Consider the following 20,703-nt stretch of genomic DNA (forward strand, 5'->3'; position numbering starts at 1 on the left):
CTACTTGCCCTCCATCACATCATTGATAGCAGCTTTCGCAGCGGCCAAGCTACTTTCATCAATTTCCATCATGTAGAGGTTACTATCTGGCATAGCGTATGAAGGAAGATCCGTGCGTCCAGTTCCTTTCAAGTCTTGAGAGTTGACTTTGTAGTTCCCACCACTCTCCAATTGAGTATTAACCAGATCCATCATGGTTTCCAAAGGCATATTGGTCTGAAGAGAATCTTGCAATCCCTTGATGATGTTATCGTAGTTTTTTAAAGCCTCAGTTGACGTCAACTTCTGAATAATAGCTACAATAACCTTTTGTTGGTTTCGACCACGGTCACGATCTCCATCTGCTAGAGAGTAGCGCTCACGGACAAAACCAAGAGCCTGCTCAGAGTCTAGATGAACATTCCCAACTGGGAAATGGAACTTCCCGTGTAAAGATGTGAAATCTTGGTCATTATAAACATCTACGCCACCTAAAAGGTCAATCAACTTCAAGAAAGAAGTGAAGTTCAAACGGACGTAGTAATTGATATCCACACCATATAGGTTTTCCAGGGTATGAATCGACGAGTCTACTCCATAAATCCCTGCATGGGTCAATTTGTCCTTTTGATTGTTTCCTCCATCCGCAATCGGAACATAGGAATCACGAGGAGTTGTAGTGAGAAGGATTTTTTTGGTATCACGGTTCACTGTCATCAAAATATTTACATCTGAACGCGAAACTGAACTAATCGGACCATAGGTATCAATACCACTCACATAAATATTGAAAGCTTTATTCTTCGATACCTTTGGTGCCGCAACATCCTTAGTTAATTGTTTTGTATAGATTTTTTTGATTTTTGAAGCATAATCTGGATACTCTACTTCAATGATATTTTCAAAGACACTATTTAAGACAATTGCTTTCGTTTCACCAGAAAGCAGACTCTTATAAGCTGCTAGGTAAGAAGTCGCTTTCTCAACTGTCAAGTCCTTACTCTGGCTGGTCTTAATATCTGCTAACAACTTTTGAATATTGTCATTGTCTGTCTCTGTTGGCCCCGTAACCGTATCCAGTTGAGTCACATTATTGATCTCACTATCTTTCAAAACGACCACACTGATTGAATACTCTGAGTAATTTGACGTCGAATTGATATGATTGGTAAAACCGACAAACTGTTGCAAAGCATAGAGAGAAACTGAACTAACTAAGATGGCAAGCGTCAAAAAGAAGACCGTAAACTTCTCAGCTTTTTTATAAACAATCAGCAGTAGTCCTACTAAAGCAGCTAATAAAATGAGAACTGCAGAAATAATATTCAAGTATCTAAAGGCTAAAATGTTGTGTCTAAAAATCAAGAACAGCAAAAAACCACTCAATAATAAATAAATGGTTGCTAAAACTATATTAATATTTCGTTTCACATTCCCTAAACGAGCTCTCTTTGAACGTCTACTCATGATAATCCCCTATACACGTTAATAGTTATAAATATTATATCACAATCATGATGGAAATTCCATCCATCCTTGCTATTTTCAGCGTTTTCATTCGTTTTTGTTCTCTTAAGTTGCTCTAAAATATGGGCAAAGTTCCGAATACCATTCTACACAAAAAGACAAGGCGCTCAGGGGCAACCTTGTCTGTAATCTTATTTTACGTGGTTTTCAAACTCTTTTTGGCTCTTTTCGATAGCCTTTTTACTTTCTTCTTCCCACTTAGCCTTGGCTTCATCAAATTGTTTCTTGGTAACAGGGTCTTTTTGTAATCTCATGTACTTATAATTATTTCCGTCACCCTTGATTCCCACTAGGGAGTAGGCACGTGTAAACGGAGTTACTTTGGTTACAGAGGCTGTACCACCATTTGACATAGCAGACATAACTAGAGAATTGTCAATCATCCAAGCTTGAGCTTCAGCGTATTTTTCATAACGCTTAGCGACATCTTTATTCTCAGCATCTGCTTCTTTCAGGAGTTGTGTATAGGTATCGAGCCCCAAACTCTTAATGAGCTCTTGGTCTTCCTTGGCATCAAGACCAAAAATCTTGAGATAGAAGCCAGTTTCAGCATTGAAGGGGTCTAGATAAGTCGATGGATCCTGGTAATCACCAACCCAACCATCAAAGTTTAGGTCGTAGTCACGAGCTGCTGGATTTGGTGCTAAGAAAGCAACATTTCCAAAGTCATCTGTAGAAAGCTGTTGAACATCAATGACGATATTGTCAGAACCTAGTACTGTTTCAAGGGTTTGTTTAACCGAGTTCATACCAGAAACCGCATTTTTGTTTGTCTGATCAACAGGGACATCCAAATGGATTGGGAAAGTCACACCTTGGGCTTCCAATTCCTTTTTAGCTTCCGCAAATTTTGCTTGGGCCTTTTCCTTGTTAAAGTAGGCATCTTGAGCATCTGCCAAATTGATACCTGACCACTCAGTTCCGTAGTTCACAAGCTTAGAAGCTGTTACTTCTCCAAAGGTCTTATCTCCCACCTGGACAAATGTTGGGGGAACCAGAGTATTACGAAGGGTTTTGCTCGCTGCTTCTTCACCGTTAGATTGAGCAGAGTAGGCTGTTCGATCAATTCCAAAGTTGATAGCCTGACGGAAATTTTTATTTAAGATAGCTGTTTGAGCTGATTTCTTTTGTTCGTCCGTTGTTTTAGCGGTATGATTATAGGTTTTGCGGTTGACGTTAAAGTTAAAGTACCAAGATGTCTTGTCTTGTAAGCTATAGACGATATTGTCTTGGTATTTTTCTTTTGTCTTAGCATAGTTCGAACTATTTGGATAGACTCCTGCAATCGAGTAAGCACCACTTTCAAAGTTTCGAATGGTCATCTCCTGATCTGACCCATCAAAGTAAGCTAACTTAACTTTTTCAATGGTTACTTTATCATGATCATAATAGTGTGGATTCTTCACATATTCGATCGAAGATTTTGATGTGAAATCTTTTAACAGATAGGGACCGTTATAAAGGATACTGTCTGGTGTCAAGGTACCAAAGTCTTTATCTTTTGATTTCAAAAACTCTTCGTTGACTGGGAAAAGAATACTATTGGTTGTCTTAGAGTTCCAATAAGGTTCTGGTCGAGTCAAGGTGTACTCGACTGTGTAATCATCCAAGGCTTTGACACCAACAGTTGAAAAATCATTGGTCACACCCGTCACATAGTCATTCAATCCCTTGATTGAATTTTGGATCAGATCCATAGCTTGTCCCTTGTTGTCCGCGGCATATTTGATCCCAGTGACAAAATCCTGAGCTTTAACTGAAGCATATTCCTCACCATCAGCTGTATACCACTTGGCATCTTTTCTAAGCTTGTAGGTATAGGTCAAACCATCTGATGAAACAGACCAATCCTCCGCAAGAGCAGGTACGAGGTTCCCATAGCTGTCATTTTCTAACAAACCATCTACGAGATTGGTAATAACGGCAGTGTTATCCGCATAATAATCTAGAAGATAGTTAAAAGTTGTCGGATTTGCACTAAATGTTGATGAATAAGTGCTAGTATCTGTATTGGACTGTCCACATGACGAGAGCAAAATACCTGTCGCTAAGACAAGACCTGTCCCGATTAGTCTTTTTTTCATTTTGATCATCATTCACTCCTTTATGTCACTTTTTATAACATAACCATATTTTATCAAATTTATTCAAAAATGTAAAGTTGCTGCTTTTATGACAACTGGTGTCTCAAAACAAAAAGGAAGCACAGTTTCCTGCAACTTCCTTGTCTATTTATAGATTACTTGACGTGTTTTTCAAGTTCTTTTTGGTATTTGGCATTTGTCTCGATTTTTTCTTGTTGCCATTTCTTGAAGGCTTCTTCGTATTCTTTTGCAGTCACAACGTCATTTTGCAACTCCAAACCTTTGAACACAAATGGGTCTCCCTTGATCCCGACTTGAGAGTAAGCTTTTGTAAATGGTACAGTACGGCTAACCGTTGGAGAACCACCTGAAGAAGCAACTGGGATTAAAAGTGAACTATCCGATACCCAAGCTTGAGCTTTAGCATATTTTTCATAACGCTTGTTAAGGTCGCTTGTTTCAGCTGCAGCGTCATCCAAGAGTTTCTTGTATTCGTCCAATCCAACTTGAGCCATCACTTCTGGATCATTTCCGCGCTTAATCCCCAAGTGTTTAAGGGCAGAACCCTTCTTAGCATCAAGGATGTTGAGGTAGGTAGCTGGGTCTTGATAGTCTGGCCCCCAACCAGTTCCGTTCAAGTCATAGTCTTTTTGGGATGGAACCTTGGCTTGAGATGTAATGCTCAATTTCTCATTATCGGTCATTTGAAGGACATCGACAATGACATTTTCAGTACCAAGTGATGATTCGATAGACTGCTTGAGTGAGTTGGTTTGTTGAACCGCGATTACATCTGTTTGTTCAACGGGGATATCCAAATGGATTGGGAAGGTAACACCCTTGGCTTGCAATTCTTCCTTGGCTTTAGCAAAGGCTGCCTTAGCTTTTTCAGGACTGTAAATCGTATCCTTGCCATCTGTAAGGGCTACATCTTTCCACTGGTCTCCATATGAAACGAGCTCTGCCTGTGCCAACTCTCCAAAGGTTTTTTCACCCACTTGAACGTAGTCATGAGGCACTAGGCTGTTACGGATAATCTTGTTCGCACCTTCTTCACCATTCAACTGAGCAGTATAAGAATGACGGTCAAGAGCAAAGTTCAGCGCCTGACGGAAGTTCTTGTTGAGAAGAGCTTCTTTCGTTGAAGTTTTTTGAGCCTCGTCTGTTTTGGCTGTTTTATTATAAGATTGGCGGTTTACGTTAACAGTGAGGTAGTAGCTTGTCGCTTCTTGGGGACTGTAGACAATCTTATCTCCGTACTCTTTCTTAGTTGACTCAAAATTTGAACTTGTTGGGAAGAGACGAGCTGTTGTATAGGCACCTTGTGTAAAGCTACGAATCAAAGATTCTTGGTCTGATCCATCGTAGAAAGTTAGTTTAATATTGTCAATCTTGACATTGTCCTTATCCCAGTAGTTTGGATTCTTTTCATATTCGATGACTGATTTTGAAGTCAATGATTTCAAGAAATAAGGACCATTATATAGGATACCTGATGGGGTTGGTGCACCGTAGTCGCTCCCTTTAGAATTCAAAAATTCTTCATTAACTGGCAGCATGGTTGCAGTTGTGACCTTAGAGTTCCAGAAACTTTCTGGTTTGTTGAGCGTGTATTCTACCGTGTAATCATCAACAGCCTTAACTCCTACGGTAGAGAAATCATTGCTCTCACCACTAACATACTCTGCCAAACCTTTGATAGAATCCTGAATCAAAGAAAGACCATCTGATTTTCCGTCAGCAGCATGTTTAAGCCCAGTAACAAAGTCTTTGGCCTTAACTTCAGCGTATTCTTCTCCATCAGAAGTATACCATTTTACACCCTTACGAAGTTTGTAGGTGTAAGTCAAACCATCCTTTGAAACAGACCAGTCTTCTGCAAGTGATGGAATTAAGTTCCCATACTTATCATTTTCCAAAAGACCATCAACAACGTTTGCTATAACGTCAGAGGTTGAGCTCTTGCTCGTCACACTATAATCCAAAGAAGATGGATCCATAGCGTAGACATAAGAGAAAGTCTTGGGAGCATCCGCTTTCTTTTCACTTTGCCCACAAGCAGTTAACAGTATGGCTGCACTCAAAACAGCACCTGCTCCTAAGAGCCACTTTTTCGATTTCATAAGTAATCTCCTTAAAGATAGTGTTTTCACCATTATACCCTATTTTTTCATAAAAGCAAGGACTTTAGCCAGATTTTTTAGAAAATTCTAACAAATATTTTTTAGAGGCTTTTCTATATATTTTTTAGTAAAAGAACCCCAAGCATCAAAGGCTTGAGGTTCACTTATTTTAATCCGTTAGTTCCACACAGAAGGCATCCCATGGAGCCAAGGTTTGTTTTTCAACTGCTTCTTTAGCAGTAGTGTTTTCAATCAAGATTGACTTAACTCTTCCTTCTACTGAAAAGTTTTGTTTTTCATTGGACAAGTTAGCCACAACTAGGAAACGACGGTCACCGTCCTTACGGATATAAGCAAAGATCTTGTCAGCTGTATCAAGCAATTCAAAGTCAGCTCGAATCAGCCAGCTGTTCTCCTTACGGATTTGCACGAGTTTTTGATAAGTATAGAAAATCGAATCTGGGTTTGCTAGTGCTTCTTGAACGTTGATTTCTTGATAGTTTGGATTAACTGCCAACCAAGGTTGACCTGTTGAGAAGCCAGCGTTGTTGCTCTCGTCCCATTGCATCGGGGTACGGGCATTATCACGTCCGATGACACGGATACTGTCCATAATTTCCTCGAGCGGAACACCTTTTTCAAGAGCTTCACGCGCATAGTTGAGGGATTCAATATCTTCTACTTGGTCCAGTGTTTCAAAAGGATAGTTGGTCATTCCAATCTCTTCACCCTGATAGATATAAGGCGTCCCTCTCATGAGATGAAGCAAAATCGCAAAGGCTTTAGCAGATTTTTCACGGTATTCTTGCTCATTTCCCCAGATAGAGACGATGCGAGGAAGGTCATGATTGTTCCAGAAGAGGGAATTCCAGCCGTCTTCAACTCCTAACTCTGTCTGCCATTTGTTGAAGATTTCTTTCAACTTCCCTACATTTAACTCTTTTTGGTAGTGCCACTTAGGTTGCCCTTCTTGATATTGAAGACAGATGTGTTCAAACTGGAAGACCATAGACAATTCTTGTCCCTTTGGATCAGAGTAGAATTTGGCAATCTCTGGCGTTGCCCCCCATGTTTCCCCTACTGTCAAAAGATCTTTGTCGCCAAAGGTCGCCTGATTCATTTCCTTGAGATAGGGATGGAGCATAGGACCATTATTCACTACCTTCTCATCAGGAATTTTCCCAATCATGTCAATGACATCCATACGGAAACCACCAATACCTTTATCAATCCAGAAGTTCATCATCTCATAGATTTTCTGACGAAGTTTTTCATTCTCCCAGTTGAGATCCGGCTGTTTCTTACTGAAAAAGTGGAGATAGTATTGACCCGACTTTTCATCGTATTCCCAAGCAGACCCACTAAAGATAGACTCCAAATCATTGGGCTCATCTCGCCAGATATAGTAGTCACGCTCAGGGCTATCAGGATTCTCACAAGCCTTGACAAACCATGCGTGTTCATCTGAGGTATGATTGACTACCAAGTCCATGATAATTCGAATATCACGCTTCTTAGCTTCTGCGATGAGTTCATCCATGTCCTCCATGGTTCCGAAAATAGCTGCAATCGCTTGATAATCAGCAATATCATAACCATTATCATCCATAGGACTATCATAAACAGGAGAAAGCCAAATCGCTGTGATTCCTAACTTAGCTAGATAGTCTAACTTACTAGTAATTCCTGGCAAATCGCCAATTCCATCTCCGTTGCTGTCCATAAAACTCTTGGGATAGACTTGATAGACTACGGCATTGTGCCACCATTTTTCTTGCATCTTCTTACCTCATTATTTTAATAATCTATAGTCTATGATAGCGCTTTTTCAAACTTAGTGCAAGCGTTTGCCTAATCTTTTTGATTTCTTTTTTGACTCCGTAGTTTCCTATCTTCCAATTTTTTATTATAATAGAGGTCAGAGGTAAAAAAATGAAAAAACAAGCTTTTAGTTCTGAACAATATTTGAATCTACAGCGCGACCACATTTTGGAGCGCATTAACCAATTTGACGGCAAGCTCTACTTGGAGTTTGGTGGCAAAATGTTAGAAGATTTCCACGCTGCTCGCGTTCTTCCTGGTTATGAGCCTGACAATAAAATCAAGCTCTTGCAAGAATTGAAAGAGAAGGTTGAAGTTGTGATCGCCATTAACGCAAGCAATATCGAACATTCTAAAGCGCGTGGTGACCTAGGCATTTCTTATGACCAAGAAGTTCTTCGTTTGATTGACAAATTCAATGAGCTGGGAATTTTTGTTGGTTCGGTTGTCATCACACAATACGCTGGACAACCCGCTGCAGATGCCTTCCGCAACCAGTTAGATAAAAACGGGATTGATTCTTATCTTCATTATCCGATCAAAGGATATCCGACCGATATGGACCACATCATTTCTCCTGAAGGTATGGGGAAAAACGACTACATCAAAACCAGTCGTAACTTGATCGTCGTGACAGCTCCTGGACCTGGTTCTGGAAAATTGGCAACTTGTATGTCCAATATGTACCATGACCAACTCAATGGCATCAAGTCTGGTTACGCTAAGTTTGAAACCTTCCCAGTTTGGAACCTACCCCTTCATCATCCAGTCAACTTGGCCTACGAGGCTGCAACCGCAGACCTTGATGATGTTAATATGATTGACCCTTTCCATCTCCAAACCTACGGAGAAACCACTGTCAATTACAACCGTGATATCGAAATTTTCCCAGTGCTCAAGCGTATGTTGGAACGTATCCTAGGTGAATCTCCATACGCTTCACCAACAGACATGGGTGTCAACATGGTTGGCTTCGCTATTACTGATAATGAATCTGCTATCGAAGCTTCTAAACAAGAAATCATCCGTCGCTACTACCAGACTGTTCTTGATTTTAAAGCTGAAAAAGTCGGAGAAACTGCTGTCAAGAAAATTGAACTTCTCATGAACGACCTCGGTATCACACCTGCAGACCGTAAGGTTGCTGTCGCTGCACGCCAAAAAGCAGAAGAAACTGGTGGGCCTGCCCTTGCTCTCGAATTGCCAAATGGGGAAATCGTCACTGGCAAGAACTCTGAACTCTTTGGTCCTACAGCTGCAGCCTTGATCAATGCCATCAAAAAATCAGCTAACATCGCTAAGGAAGTAAAATTAATCGAACCTGAAGTCGTCAAACCAATTCAAGGTCTTAAAATCAATCATCTCGGTAGTCGCAATCCTCGCCTCCACTCAAATGAAATCCTGATTGCACTTGCAATCACAGCTATGGAAAATCCTGACGCTGCGCGTGCCATGGAGGAACTTGGGAATCTCAAAGGAAGCGAAGCCCACTCAACCATCATTTTGACCGATGAAGACAAGAATGTCCTTCGCAAACTAGGTATCAACGTAACCTTTGACCCTTACTACCAATACGATCGCTTGTATCGCAAATAAATAAACAAGGCTGGACAAAAACTCCATTTGAGAGAAAAATCCAGTAAATCTTTACATAATAAAAAAAATCAAACGCATAATATCAAGTCTTTTGGACACTTGGTATTATGCGTTTTTATGATTTTCCATTCTCATTTATTTCAATGAAATTGTCAACTCGACAGAGGCTCCTCCTTGGTCTAGATTGATCAGGGTCAAACGACCACCATGCAAGAGAGCCACCTGCTTAGAAAAGGCTAAGCCGATTCCATGATGGGGATTAGCTGAATTGCGGCTTTGGTCACTCTGATAAAAGAGCTGTTCCGCTCCCAGCAGCATCTCCTCTGAAAATGCAGGTCCATTGTTCCAGATAGCAAAAACCAACTGGTCCTGCTGTACTGATATCGTCAGCTTCACTTCCTTTTGATCCTGATTAGCATGTTCAAGCGCATTCAGTAAAATATTGAGCAAAGCTCGTTTGAGATAGTCCAAATGAATTGACAAAATCAGACTAAGATCACAATCTTCTTGGAGGTAGAAACGATAGTTTTCCTGTTTGCTGAACAGTGCCCAGTCGTCCTTTAAATCAGCCAAAAAGTCCTCCAAGGAAAGCTGACTGAACTGATTAGAATCAATCTGAAAAGTCTTAGCGTAATCAATCAAAGAGCCACAATACTCTTCCATCTTGTGACTGGCCTGCAAAATCTCAGCAGCATAGTCTGCCTGCGGCTGGCTCAATTGCGCCAACTCCAAGAGCTCAGCATTCCCTTTAATCACAGTTAGGGGCGTCTTCAAATCGTGCGATGTCGCTGATAGCTGTAAAATCAACTCCTGATTATGCTGCTGCTCTCTTTCTAGAAGACGAGTATTTTCTTGGTGGCTGCTCCGTAAATCGCTGTAGACTTCTAGCATTTCCTCAATCCGAAAAAGCTGGCTTTGATTTTCTTCTAAAAGCTTCTCGCTCTTTAGCATTTTTATTTCCCTGTCAATTTTTCGGAGCAATTTCAAAATATGATAAAAAGTAATCAGCAGCAAACTCCCTGCCCAGAAAAACAAGGCGAAAAGAACGTGATCACTTCCTTGCGTAAATTCATAACCTATAAGCACAAAAATCAAAACATGGAAAAAGACGATTTTCAAGCTAGTTGTCCAGACTAGGCTTTTGAAATTTCGGGTTCTAATTGCCATCTATAGCCTACTCCTCTAACTGTTGCAATTGCTTGCAACCCTTCTTGTTTGCATTTTTGGCGAATTTGATATACATACTCTGAGATGGAGCGAAGCTGTGTTTCTGAGCTTTCTGGGTAAAGTAAAGTATGCAGGCGTTCAGCTGAAAAGGTCTGCTTGGGATTGCTAGCTAGTAAATACAGCAACTTAAACTCTCGCTCTGAAAATTTCAAGACTTTACCAAAATAGGCAACTTCATAGCGCTCTGGATAAAATTGACAAGAAGCAATTTCAGAATAGCGCTCCTCACGTCTTTCCTCCCGCCTAAGATGAGCCCTGACACGCGCCAGCAATTCTTTGGTCCCAAAAGGCTTGATAATATAGTCATCTGCTCCGCGAAAGAGCCCTTCCACCTTGTCCGCCTCTAACTCCTTAGCCGTCAGAAAGATGATTGGACACGAAAGATGAGGACGAATGTAGGAACACAACTCAAAACCATTAACAGGCTCCATCATCACATCCAGCAGAATCAAATTATATCCTACAAAATCCGTCAACTCTAGCTCTTCTATCCGATCAAGCGTCGTCACGTCATAAGCATCGAGCTCTAGGACGTTTTTCACTAGCTTTAAAATGCTCCGGTCGTCATCAACCACCAAAATACGATACTGTCTCATGATTTCCATTATAGCATACCTCTAGCGAACATCTCGTTTCAAGGTCAAGAATATAGCAGAGCTCCAAATCAAAGCTAGCCAGAACAGCTGTATTCCCAACCCTGATAGATCTATCGAATGCTGAAGTCCTTCATACTCAAAAAGATTTAGGGTAGCCAGATCGGGCAGGTATTTTGCTTCCTTGATGAAAGTTGCCAACAAACGACTGAGACCAATCAAGAGAGGAAAGAGCACAGAGACCGGCACAACCCAAGATTGAAAGAGCAAAGCGAGGCCGGCAGTTAAAAAAGCCAGAAAAAGATTGCTAAAAAGACCAAAAGAGCTGTAATAAAGGAATTTCCCCAGTAAGGACCAGCTAAAGTCTAGGTCAAATCGAGCCAGCATAACAAAGAAACAGCTGCCTATCATGACACTGTAGAAAACCAAGAGCAGAACGGCCAGAAAAAGGAATTTCCCAGCCAACCAAGCCTTTCTATTTGATACGGTTAGAAAATTCGTTCGCATCCCAGACTTGACAAACTCCTGGGCAAAATAGAGAGAAGTGAAGATGACGATGACAGGCTGCGCCAGATAGAGGGCATGCAAAACCTCGCTCAGAGCCTTCGTCTGACCAACTGCTGTCTGACTATAGTCAAGATTCATCAGGAAAAAAGGAACGACTACCAGAACCACCAAGGCTGCAGCAAGAGCGAGATAGTAAGAACGGAACTTAATCCATTCACTTCTAAGCAGAGCTTTTATCATCAGTATCGCCCTCCTAAATCCGTCTTCAAAAAGCGCAGAGAAGCCATGCCGCCGATGACTAGCAGCCATACGCTTAGTATCAAGAGTCCTTGCAAGGGATTGTTGGCATATTGGGAAGTTGGCGTTGCCGCAAACAACTCTCCTGCTGGTTGTGGCAGATAAGCTCCCCAACTCGTGTGAGCAGCTAGGTAGTTTCCCAGATTATAGATCTGGGGTACGAGAAATAGCAGAGAAACTAGCATGGTCCGAGCCAATAAACCTAACAAAAATGAAAGGATCCCCAAGAGGGTTAGAGATAAGGTTTTCCACAAAATCAAACTCCAAGCTGCCTGATTGAGCAAAATCGGATCAAGCCCTTCCTTTCCTAAAGCCAGATGCATGACCATATAGCTCAAATAAATGGATAACAAGCTAATGATGAGTGAAAACAAACCAAAGGTCAATATTTTCCCCATAAGTAGCTTCAAGCGGTTATTACAAGCCAATAGACTGGTTCGCAAGCTATGAGACTGAAATTCCATAGCTCCCAAAATTCCAGCTAAAATGACCAAAACCATGACCGCCATAGAAGCGCCATTAAGACCTAGATATTCAAGCGGATCAATAGCTTCTGCCAGACCGGGAACCGTCTCAGGTGTAGCATCCAAGCCGATAGACAGATATTGTCGGCCCTCCAACCAGGATACGACAGGCACCAATAGTAGCATGAAGGCCACACTCACTTTGAAAGCCTTGATTGATCGGATTTTCAACCATTCTGAATGCAATAAGGACATCGTCTCTTTCATCTTAAACCTCCTCTGTTAAGTCGAAGAAGAGCTCTTCTAAACTATCTGTTCCTTGTAATACATCTTCTAGCGTTCCCTGTTCGATAATTTGCCCATGATGAATCAAGACTACATCATCTGTTACCATTTGTACCTCAGACAGGATATGAGAGGATAGAAGGACGGTTTTCCCAAAATCAGCCTGCTGGCGAATGAACCTTCTAAACCACTTAATCCCACTTGGATCTAGTCCATTAGTCGGCTCATCTAATATAAGAAACTGAGGATCACCTAGTAAAGCTACTGCCAACCCCAGGCGCTGCCCCTCTCCTAGAGACAGGCTTGATAAGAAATCCTTTTTCTTATGAGCGATCCCAGTCATATCCAATACCTCATCAATCCGAAACTTCGGAATAGCATTACTTGCAGCAATAATATGCAGATGGTCGTAAACCTTTCTATTTGGCAGACCTCCAATACCGTCAAAAGCTGCACCTACTGTTTTGAGAGGATAAATCATTGACTGATAGGTTTGTCCATCAAAAGTCGCAGTTCCTGCTGTCGCCCGATCTAAGCCCAAGAGAATCCTCAAGGTCGAGCTTTTTCCTGCACCATTATGTCCTAGAAAAGCCGTAATGCGACCACTCCTAGCTGTAAAAGAAATATCCTTTAAAATTTGCTTGTCTCCATATTTTTTAGAAACACGATCAATTTTTACAATATGTTCCATACTGAACTCCTTTATCTTTATTTTCTCCAGTATACCCAATCTAGTTCAGAATTAGTTCAGAGATTAAACAGAAATTTCAGAAAAAGTTGATCCACTTTTCAAAAGTCACCTGAGTTCCACTAGAAAAACTAAACTTTTCTTTCACAAGGTATTCTTCTCTCCATTCTTTCTTTATAATTCTGAGGTTTATGTATAGAGACTTTATTATAAAAAGTCATTTATCAAACTCCATCAACAGCACCCTTTATGTTATAATGAAAGAAGAAAACTGAAAGGATTTACCATGTCAAAAGAAGTTATTGTTGAAAGTTTTGAACTTGACCACACCATTGTTAAAGCACCTTATGTTCGCTTGATTGGGGAAGAAACGGGGCCAAAGGGAGACATCATCTCCAACTTTGATATTCGCTTGGTACAGCCAAATGAAGACTCTATCCCTACTGCTGGGCTTCACACTATCGAACACCTCTTGGCCAAACTCATCCGTACCCGAATTGACGGCATGATTGACTGTTCACCATTTGGTTGTCGCACAGGCTTCCACATGATTATGTGGGGTCGCCATACCAGTGCTGAAATTGCAGCTGTTATCAAGGATTCGCTCAAGGAAATTGCTGAAACCACTACTTGGGAAGATGTCCCTGGAACAACCATCGAATCTTGCGGAAACTACAAGGACCACAGCCTCTTTTCTGCTAAAGAATGGGCAAAACTCATCCTGGAACAAGGAATCTCAGATGATGCCTTTGAGCGCCATGTCATCTAAACACAAAAAGGAACCAGCTTTTAGCTAGTTCCTTCTTTTTTTATTCTCAAAATCTTGAGTTAGGCTTTTTCACGAATAACCAAAACGCCATCTTCCATATCTGCTTCCAAATGTTTAGCATCTAGATGATCCAAGTGGAAGTCCGTCACCTTATCACGAATTTGTTGTTCAACCACGCGACGGAGAGGACGAACACCCATAACTTCGTCATAGCCTTCTTCTGTGATAAAGTCCTTAGCTGCTTGGCTGACTTCCAAATCAATGTCTTTCTTAGCCAAGGTTTGGTTGACTTCAGCCAACATCAAGTCCACAATCTTAGAAAGGTCTTCCTTATTCAAGTGTGAGAACTCGATAACTGCGTTAAAGCGGTTAAGGAATTCTGGACGGAAGTATGGTTTCAAACGATCCATTAATTCTGGTTTATCTGCATCTTCTGTCAAGTTAGCTTCATAGCCAAATCCAGCATTTGATGTCGCGATAATGACCGTGTTCTTGAAGTTCACTGTATTTCCTTGACCATCAGTCAAACGACCGTCATCCAAGACCTGAAGGAGAAGGGTGATTACTTGAGGATCCGCCTTTTCAATTTCGTCCAAGAGAATGATAGAGTAAGGATTACGACGAACACGTTCTGTCAAAGTATTGCTATTGTCATCATAACCCACATAACCTGCTGTTGTACCGATTAACTTAGATACAGCTGTGCGGTCACTGTATTCAGACATATCCAAACGAATGATAGCATCCTTAGTTCCAAACATATCCAGTGCCAATTGCTTAGCGAGCTCGGTCTTACCAACCCCAGTTGGACCTACAAAGAGGAAGCTACCGATTGGGCGATTGCCTTCATCAAAACCAGCACGGTTACGACGAATAGCACGAGCCACTGCTTCAACCGCCTTGTCTTGGCCGATAACCTTGTGTTCCAAGCGATGAGCCATATCTTTCAAACGTTCGATGTCTGACGCTCCCATTTGTGACACTGGGATACCTGTCATTCGTTCCACAGACTCAGCCACATCATTGACAGTGGCAGTCACTTTCATGTCTTCTGTGTGGTTTTCGACTTTTTTCTCTAATTCTGCAATGCGAGTTTTAGCATTGAGAGCTGCTTCAAAGTCTTCTGCCTCAACTGCTTTTTCTTGCTTGTCTTTTTCTGCCTCAATTTCCCGTTCAACAGCATGCACATCTGTTACAGGATGTTGAGCTGCCAAGTGAGCAGCCGTTACGTCTACAAGGTCAATAGCCTTATCTGGCAAGCTACGTTGAGGAATGTATTGGATAGAATAATCCACTGCTGCTTTCAAGACTTCGTCTGGCAAGATGACATTGTGGTGTTGTTGATAGAGGTCACGAATCCCTTGAAGGATTTTAAAGGTATCCTCTGCTGAAGGAGCATTGACCTTGACTTCGTTGAAACGACGAGCAAGAGCTGCATTTTTCAAGATGGTGTTACGGTATTCGTCTTGAGTTGTCGCTCCAATAACGGTCAATTCACCACGAGAGAGAGCTGGCTTGAGAATGTCCGCAAGCCCTTTAGAACCACTGTCTCCTCCGATTGAGCCAGCGCCAAGGATTTGGTGAATTTCATCAAAGAAGAGGATAATATTCCCTGCTTCTTTTACTTCATTGACTAGATTTTGAACGTTTTCTTCAAAGCTACCACGGTATTGAGTACCAGCCTCAAGACCTGAGATATCAATAGAAATAATTTCCTTGTTCTTGATGGCAGCCGGAACATCTCCATTCACAATCGCTTGTGCTAGACCTTCTACAACGGCTGTCTTACCAACACCTGCATCTCCGACCAGAACAGGATTATTTTTCGTACGACGTGAGAGGATTTCAGATGTTTCTTGAATTTCCTTGTTTCGTCCGATAACAGGATCCAACTTGCCCTCACGAGCTTCTGCGGTCAAGTTACGACCTAGTTTAGCAAGGACACCGTCTTGTTTCATACCTGAAGCGTGTTGTTGCATTTGCACATCAGATTCTGCATTTCCTGGCAATTGACCAGTTGCACGATAGTGAGCAAATTCCTCAGGTGTCACTTCACGTCCATTAATCAAGTAGCGACGATTTTCAGAACTATATCCTCGCATACCACCCATCAATTGGTTAAATAAATCATCCATGTTGTTAAAGTTATTAAAGTTGTTGTTCATATTCTTTACCTCGTTTATTGTTAATTAAGTACGATCTCTGATATTGACTATCTTTGACCTTTGTTTTAAAAATTTTAGACTAGCTAACTCGCTACTCTACGTATAATTTCTGGTTTTTCTTTTTTAAATAAGCCTTTTATCATCTTCTTTTCAAAGTCTGTTAGATTCAACACAGGCCTCACCCCTTTCTAGGGTATCTATCGTACATTTTCAAGAAATAGAATCATTGAAAATGAAGTTTTTAAGGAATTCATTTTCCTTATGTTCCTACTATATCACATTAGTCAGTAAAAGTCAATAGTTTTTTGACCAAATTTGACTATTTTTAAAAAAATTTTTTGAAGTACAAAAAAGCCCCTAGAAAACGAATTTTCTAGAGACTTTCTCTATCAAGTTTAAGAGAGAAGTAGAATTCTCACTTACCAAGTTTCATGTTTCTTCTATGAAAGCTTAAGCTTTACGTTTTACGAAGAATACCAATCCACTCAATGCCAAGACTACAAATCCAAGCGCAGAAAGGATAGAGGTTGCTTCACCTGTGTTTGGAAGTTCAGCTTTACCTTTATTCTCAGTAGCTGGGGGTGCTGGTTTCGGATCCTCCTTTTGTCCTGGATCAGTTGGTTCTGTTCCTGGAGTTGGATTTGTTCCTGGATTATTTGGCGTTGGATCTGGTGTTGGTGCTGGATCTGGCGTTGTTCCTGGATTATTTGGAGCTGGATTTGGATTTGGTTCTGGTGTTGGTGTTGGAACAGTGTATTTATTTGTAAATACAACTTCTTTACCATCGGCATACGAAACCTTTGCAGTCAAGAGACCTTGATCATCCGCAACTACAGTGACTGTTACGGTATGCTCAGTCTTATCGTATTCAATCCCCTCTTCAGTACCAACTTTTTCAACCAAGGTATAAGTATGAGTACCTGCTTCTTCGAATGAACGAACAAAAGCTACTTTACCTTCAGCAGTATTCTTAGCTTCTGCTACAACGGCGCCTTTCTCTTTCAATTCGAAAGTATAAGCATCAGCCGCAAGTTCTTTACCTTCAAGTTTCTTAGTTGCTTCAATCGTCGCTTCTACCGCTGGTGCTTTGAAGCTATTCTTGAAGACATTACCTGCTGGATATTCAACAGCTGCCTTCAAGGCGTTGGTTGCTGCATCTTTGGTTACTGTTACCTTTGCAGTCTTTTCTGTATCGTAAGTAATACCAGTTGCTCCAGCATTCACTTCTTTTACAGTATAAGTATGAACACCTTCTGCATCATAGTTGATTGTATTAAATGTTACTTTCCCACCTTGGTTTGTTTTTGTATCAATTTTTTGTCCATCTTTGTACAATTCAAATTGGAACTCACCATCAACCAAAGTACGACCAGTCAATTCTTTCGTAAACTCAAGTGTTGCTGATGTAGCTGTTGGAGCTGGTGCTGTATAAATATTTGTGAAGACCCGTTCTGTATCCGCATCTTCTACAGTCGCAACCAATTGGCCTTTACCATCATCCGCAACAGTGACGAACACTTCATACGCAGTTTGATCATAAGTGATTGTTTTATCGTCACCAGCTTTTTCAGTAATAGTGTAAGCGTAATCGCCTGCTGCTGAGAAAGTGACGTTGAAGACAACTTCTCCTGAGGCAGTATTCTTAGCCGTAGCTACAAGGTCTGAACCTTCTTTCAGTTCGAAAGTATAAGCATCAGCTTCAAGCGCTTTTCCTTTCAAGACTTTCTTAGCTTTGATTGTAGCCTGCGCAGGTTCCGCTTTATAGTCATTAACGAAAACTGGTGTTTCACTTGTAACTGTCGCGACAAGTTGACCTGAGCCATTATCTTTCACTTCTACAGTTGCTGGATGTTCTGTTTTATCATAAGTTACACCAAGTTTATTGCCAACCTTTTCTGTAATAGTATAGTTATATACTCCTGCTTTTGAATAGCTAATTTCAGAAAAACGAATCAATCCACCAGCAGCATTCTTTGCTGTCGCAACAACCTTATCACCCTCTTTCAGTTCAAACTCAAACTCATCTATCTCTAGCTCTTTACCGTTCAAAACTTTTTTAGCTTCAATAGCAATTTTTGCTGGAGCTGCTTTATAAGTGTTGGTGAAGGTTGGGTTGTTACCTGCAACAGCCGCCTCAAGTTGACCTTGACCGTTATCTGTAACGTTTACTGTCACTTCATGTGTAGCAGTGTCGTATGTCACACCTGCTTCGCTACCTGCTTTTTCTGAGATAGTGTAAGTGTGGTCGCCTGCTTCATTGTATTCGATTTCTTTGAAAGTAACAGTACCGTCTGCAGCGTTTTTAGCTGTCGCAACGACTTTGTCACCTTCTTTAAGCTCGAATTCGTATTTATCAGCTTCAAGGGCTTTACCTTCCAAGACTTTCTTAGCTGTAATCGTTGCACTTGTTTTAGCTGCTTTATAGGTGTTGGTGAAGGTTGGGTTGTTACCTGTAACAGTTGCAACAAGTTGACCTTGGCCGTTATCTGTAACTTTTACCTTAACTTCGTGTTTAACAGTATCGTATGTCACACCTTTTTCACTACCTGCTTTTTCAGTGATAGTGTAAGTGTAATCACCTGCTGTTTCGAACTCAATTTCTTTGAAAGTAACGGTGCCGTCTGCAGCGTTTTTAGCTGTCGCAACGACTTCTTCACCTTTTTTAAGTTCGAATTCGTATTTATCAGCTTCAAGTTCTTTACCGTTCAAGACTTTCTTAGCTGTGATAGTTTCTTTAGCTGGAGTTACTTTATAAGTGTTAGTGAAAGTTGGTTCTGCAGATGTGACAGTTGCTGTTAAAACTCCACTTTGGAAAGTTGCTGCTACAGTAACTTCCTTGGCTTCTGTATCAAATGTAACGCCTGCAACTGCTGTTGAAGTGTCCTCTTTGATGATGTAGTGATAAGTTCCCGCACCTTTTACTTGGAGATTCTCAAAGGTAATAGTTCCATCAGCTTTTGATTTTGCTGTGGCTACAGGGTCCTTCAAGTTCTCTGCAGAAAATAGGTTAAAGGTAAACTCATCCGCTTTTGGAAGTTTATCTGTACGTCCTTCTACTACTTTCTTAGCCGTCACATTGAATACAGCTGGAACAGGTTCATCTTTAAGATGAATAGTAGAACCCGCAGCACCGAGTTTAACTGTATACTCTTTTTCATCTAGTTTATAACCTGCTGGGGCAGTCTTCTCTTTGATCTTAAACGTTTTACCTTCCCATTTCTGATCATAAGTTTTCGTAAGCGCTACTCCTTTTTCATTCGTAGTCACTTCTGTTGTTTCACTTGCATCATCTGCTGCTGTCACAGTATATACCGCACCCGAAACCGGAGCAAGAGTGAAGGCATCAGTCTTATGAATCTTAATTTGGTAAGCAGTAGATGCTACAATCGTTCCAGAAATCAAAGACGTCGCCTCAGCTGTCATATCAAGTGCTCCCGGACGACTTGTATTCTGTGCTAATTTAGTCCCGTCAGCCAATGACAGAGCAACCCTATTTCCTACTTTACTTCCATCATTAGGAGTTGTTGTGTTATAAGAGACTATATAAGAGGTCGTTCCATCTTTAAAAATGATATCAAATGAAGTATAGTTTTCGTTCCACGAAACGGTATAGTCTTGTCCCTCAGTTAACAAAACTGCATCATCTGGAACAGCAGAAGTCCCAACAGTGATATTTGCCTTATACACTTTTAGAGTCTCAGGAATATACTGTGCAGGAGTGTAACTAGTATCATCATTTGGTATAGTATCATGTAATACAATATTTTGTCCTAAGTCTTGTTTCTCTGTATTTACACGTACACGCCAGGTAGACCATGCATCTCCCTTGCTAACCGAACCAATCTCAGCCAGTTTTGGAGAGTTCCAACTTTCAAGGGCAGCACGACCCCCAATTTTAGCATAATTTTCAGTACCAACTTTGGGACCATCGATTGTTTTTGAGGAATAAATGTGAGTCACTTCTTGCTTCAATGAGGATGAATTAAAGTTAATACGGGTTTTATTCTGATCCTTTAAGAATCTAAAAGTAACAGAAAAATTCCCTGACACATCCTTTACCTTATCTCCACCAGTTTTCTCTAGATATTTATCCAAGTTTTTTAAGGTGATTTTTGCTTTCCCACCTTGATCAGTACCATTTGAAGTCACTTCTGCTTCTCCAATAGTAACTTTTGTTGTCGGATCAATTAAATCCTGACTCCCTTCATAAACTGCCATAGGAGCAGGTATATCAAAGGTAAAATAATCTCCATTATTCAGATGTTCATTATACTGTTTGAGATCAAAGGTCACGCGAAGCTTATATGCTAAATTCGTACGAAGCGAGAAATCTCCTTCTGAACTCACATTTTGCTTAGTGTCTGAAGCATCTAATAGATCGATGCCTGTAATTACTTGTGTCAATTCTTTTGAAACAGGATTATCTGCTTTAACAATCCCTACCAAAACAGATGCTAGAGCTAAAATAGCAAAAGTTAACGCAGAAAATTTAGAAAGCATGTTTAACGCTTTGCTTTTCGACATTTCTTCTCCTCTTTTCTATATGAAATTTTTATTTCTAATCTCCCTAAGAGATTA

General features: G+C 40.9%; 13 protein-coding genes. 2 read left to right on the forward strand and 11 right to left on the reverse strand.

The window, feature by feature from the left end:
* From cpsA to GMD5S_RS0200540, 4 genes are all read right to left on the reverse strand, one after another.
* Window positions 1-1,446, reverse strand: coding sequence for an LCP family glycopolymer transferase CpsA (cpsA, locus tag GMD5S_RS0200525; protein ID WP_000091224.1), 1,446 nt, complete (start codon window positions 1,444-1,446; stop codon window positions 1-3).
* A 191-nt stretch (window positions 1,447-1,637) separates the two neighbouring features.
* On the reverse strand, window positions 1,638-3,599 hold the full coding sequence (locus GMD5S_RS0200530; RefSeq protein ID WP_000594275.1) for a peptide ABC transporter substrate-binding protein: 1,962 nt from the start codon (window positions 3,597-3,599) through the stop codon (window positions 1,638-1,640).
* A 146-nt stretch (window positions 3,600-3,745) separates the two neighbouring features.
* Window positions 3,746-5,713, reverse strand: a complete 1,968-nt coding sequence (locus tag GMD5S_RS0200535) for a peptide ABC transporter substrate-binding protein (RefSeq protein ID WP_000837387.1) — start codon at window positions 5,711-5,713, stop codon at window positions 3,746-3,748.
* 169 nt (window positions 5,714-5,882) lie between these two features.
* Window positions 5,883-7,493 (reverse strand): glycoside hydrolase family 13 protein, encoded by a 1,611-nt coding sequence (locus GMD5S_RS0200540; RefSeq protein WP_001156781.1) that lies wholly within the window; start codon window positions 7,491-7,493, stop codon window positions 5,883-5,885.
* A gap of 152 nt (window positions 7,494-7,645) precedes the next feature.
* Between GMD5S_RS0200540 and GMD5S_RS0200545 the strand changes: the two genes are divergently transcribed.
* Window positions 7,646-9,130 (forward strand): DUF1846 domain-containing protein, encoded by a 1,485-nt coding sequence (locus GMD5S_RS0200545; RefSeq protein WP_000743564.1) that lies wholly within the window; start codon window positions 7,646-7,648, stop codon window positions 9,128-9,130.
* Window positions 9,131-9,265: 135 nt separating this feature from the next.
* Here GMD5S_RS0200545 and GMD5S_RS0200550 read toward each other — a convergent pair whose 3' ends face one another.
* Genes GMD5S_RS0200550 through GMD5S_RS0200570 form a run of 5 tightly spaced genes read right to left on the reverse strand, consistent with a single transcriptional unit; the run spans window position 9,266 to window position 13,194 of the window.
* The gene (locus tag GMD5S_RS0200550; RefSeq protein WP_001007871.1) at window positions 9,266-10,297 is read right to left on the reverse strand and encodes a sensor histidine kinase; all 1,032 of its coding nucleotides are present in this window, start codon (window positions 10,295-10,297) and stop codon (window positions 9,266-9,268) included.
* On the reverse strand, window positions 10,264-10,962 hold the full coding sequence (locus tag GMD5S_RS0200555) for a response regulator transcription factor (protein ID WP_000404921.1): 699 nt from the start codon (window positions 10,960-10,962) through the stop codon (window positions 10,264-10,266). The genes GMD5S_RS0200550 and GMD5S_RS0200555 overlap by 34 nt, the downstream gene beginning before the upstream one ends.
* A gap of 12 nt (window positions 10,963-10,974) precedes the next feature.
* Window positions 10,975-11,697 (reverse strand): hypothetical protein, encoded by a 723-nt coding sequence (locus GMD5S_RS0200560; RefSeq protein WP_000588280.1) that lies wholly within the window; start codon window positions 11,695-11,697, stop codon window positions 10,975-10,977.
* Complete coding sequence (locus tag GMD5S_RS0200565) at window positions 11,697-12,485, reverse strand: ABC transporter permease (protein WP_000665375.1); 789 nt, start codon at window positions 12,483-12,485, stop codon at window positions 11,697-11,699. Before GMD5S_RS0200565 ends, GMD5S_RS0200560 begins: the two co-directional genes overlap by 1 nt.
* A gap of 1 nt (window position 12,486) precedes the next feature.
* Window positions 12,487-13,194: an ABC transporter ATP-binding protein gene (locus GMD5S_RS0200570; protein ID WP_000400161.1), complete on the reverse strand. Its 708-nt coding sequence runs from the start codon at window positions 13,192-13,194 to the stop codon at window positions 12,487-12,489.
* A 283-nt stretch (window positions 13,195-13,477) separates the two neighbouring features.
* On the opposite strand from GMD5S_RS0200570, the gene GMD5S_RS0200575 reads away from it, so the two are divergent.
* On the forward strand, window positions 13,478-13,960 hold the full coding sequence (locus tag GMD5S_RS0200575; RefSeq protein WP_000032544.1) for an S-ribosylhomocysteine lyase: 483 nt from the start codon (window positions 13,478-13,480) through the stop codon (window positions 13,958-13,960).
* A gap of 59 nt (window positions 13,961-14,019) precedes the next feature.
* On the opposite strand, the gene GMD5S_RS0200580 is transcribed toward GMD5S_RS0200575, so the two are convergent.
* Together GMD5S_RS0200580 and GMD5S_RS0200585 are read right to left on the reverse strand one after the other, a co-directional pair.
* Entirely contained in the window at window positions 14,020-16,125 is a 2,106-nt protein-coding gene (locus tag GMD5S_RS0200580; protein ID WP_001063368.1) for an ATP-dependent Clp protease ATP-binding subunit, read from the reverse strand.
* Window positions 16,126-16,575: 450 nt separating this feature from the next.
* Entirely contained in the window at window positions 16,576-20,649 is a 4,074-nt protein-coding gene (locus GMD5S_RS0200585) for a Spy0128 family protein (protein ID WP_000045552.1), read from the reverse strand.
* Between the last annotated feature and the right edge of the window lie 54 nt (window positions 20,650-20,703).

Source organism: Streptococcus sp. GMD5S (genome assembly GCF_000298715.2).
In the GTDB taxonomy this organism is placed as follows: Bacteria; Bacillota; Bacilli; order Lactobacillales; family Streptococcaceae; genus Streptococcus.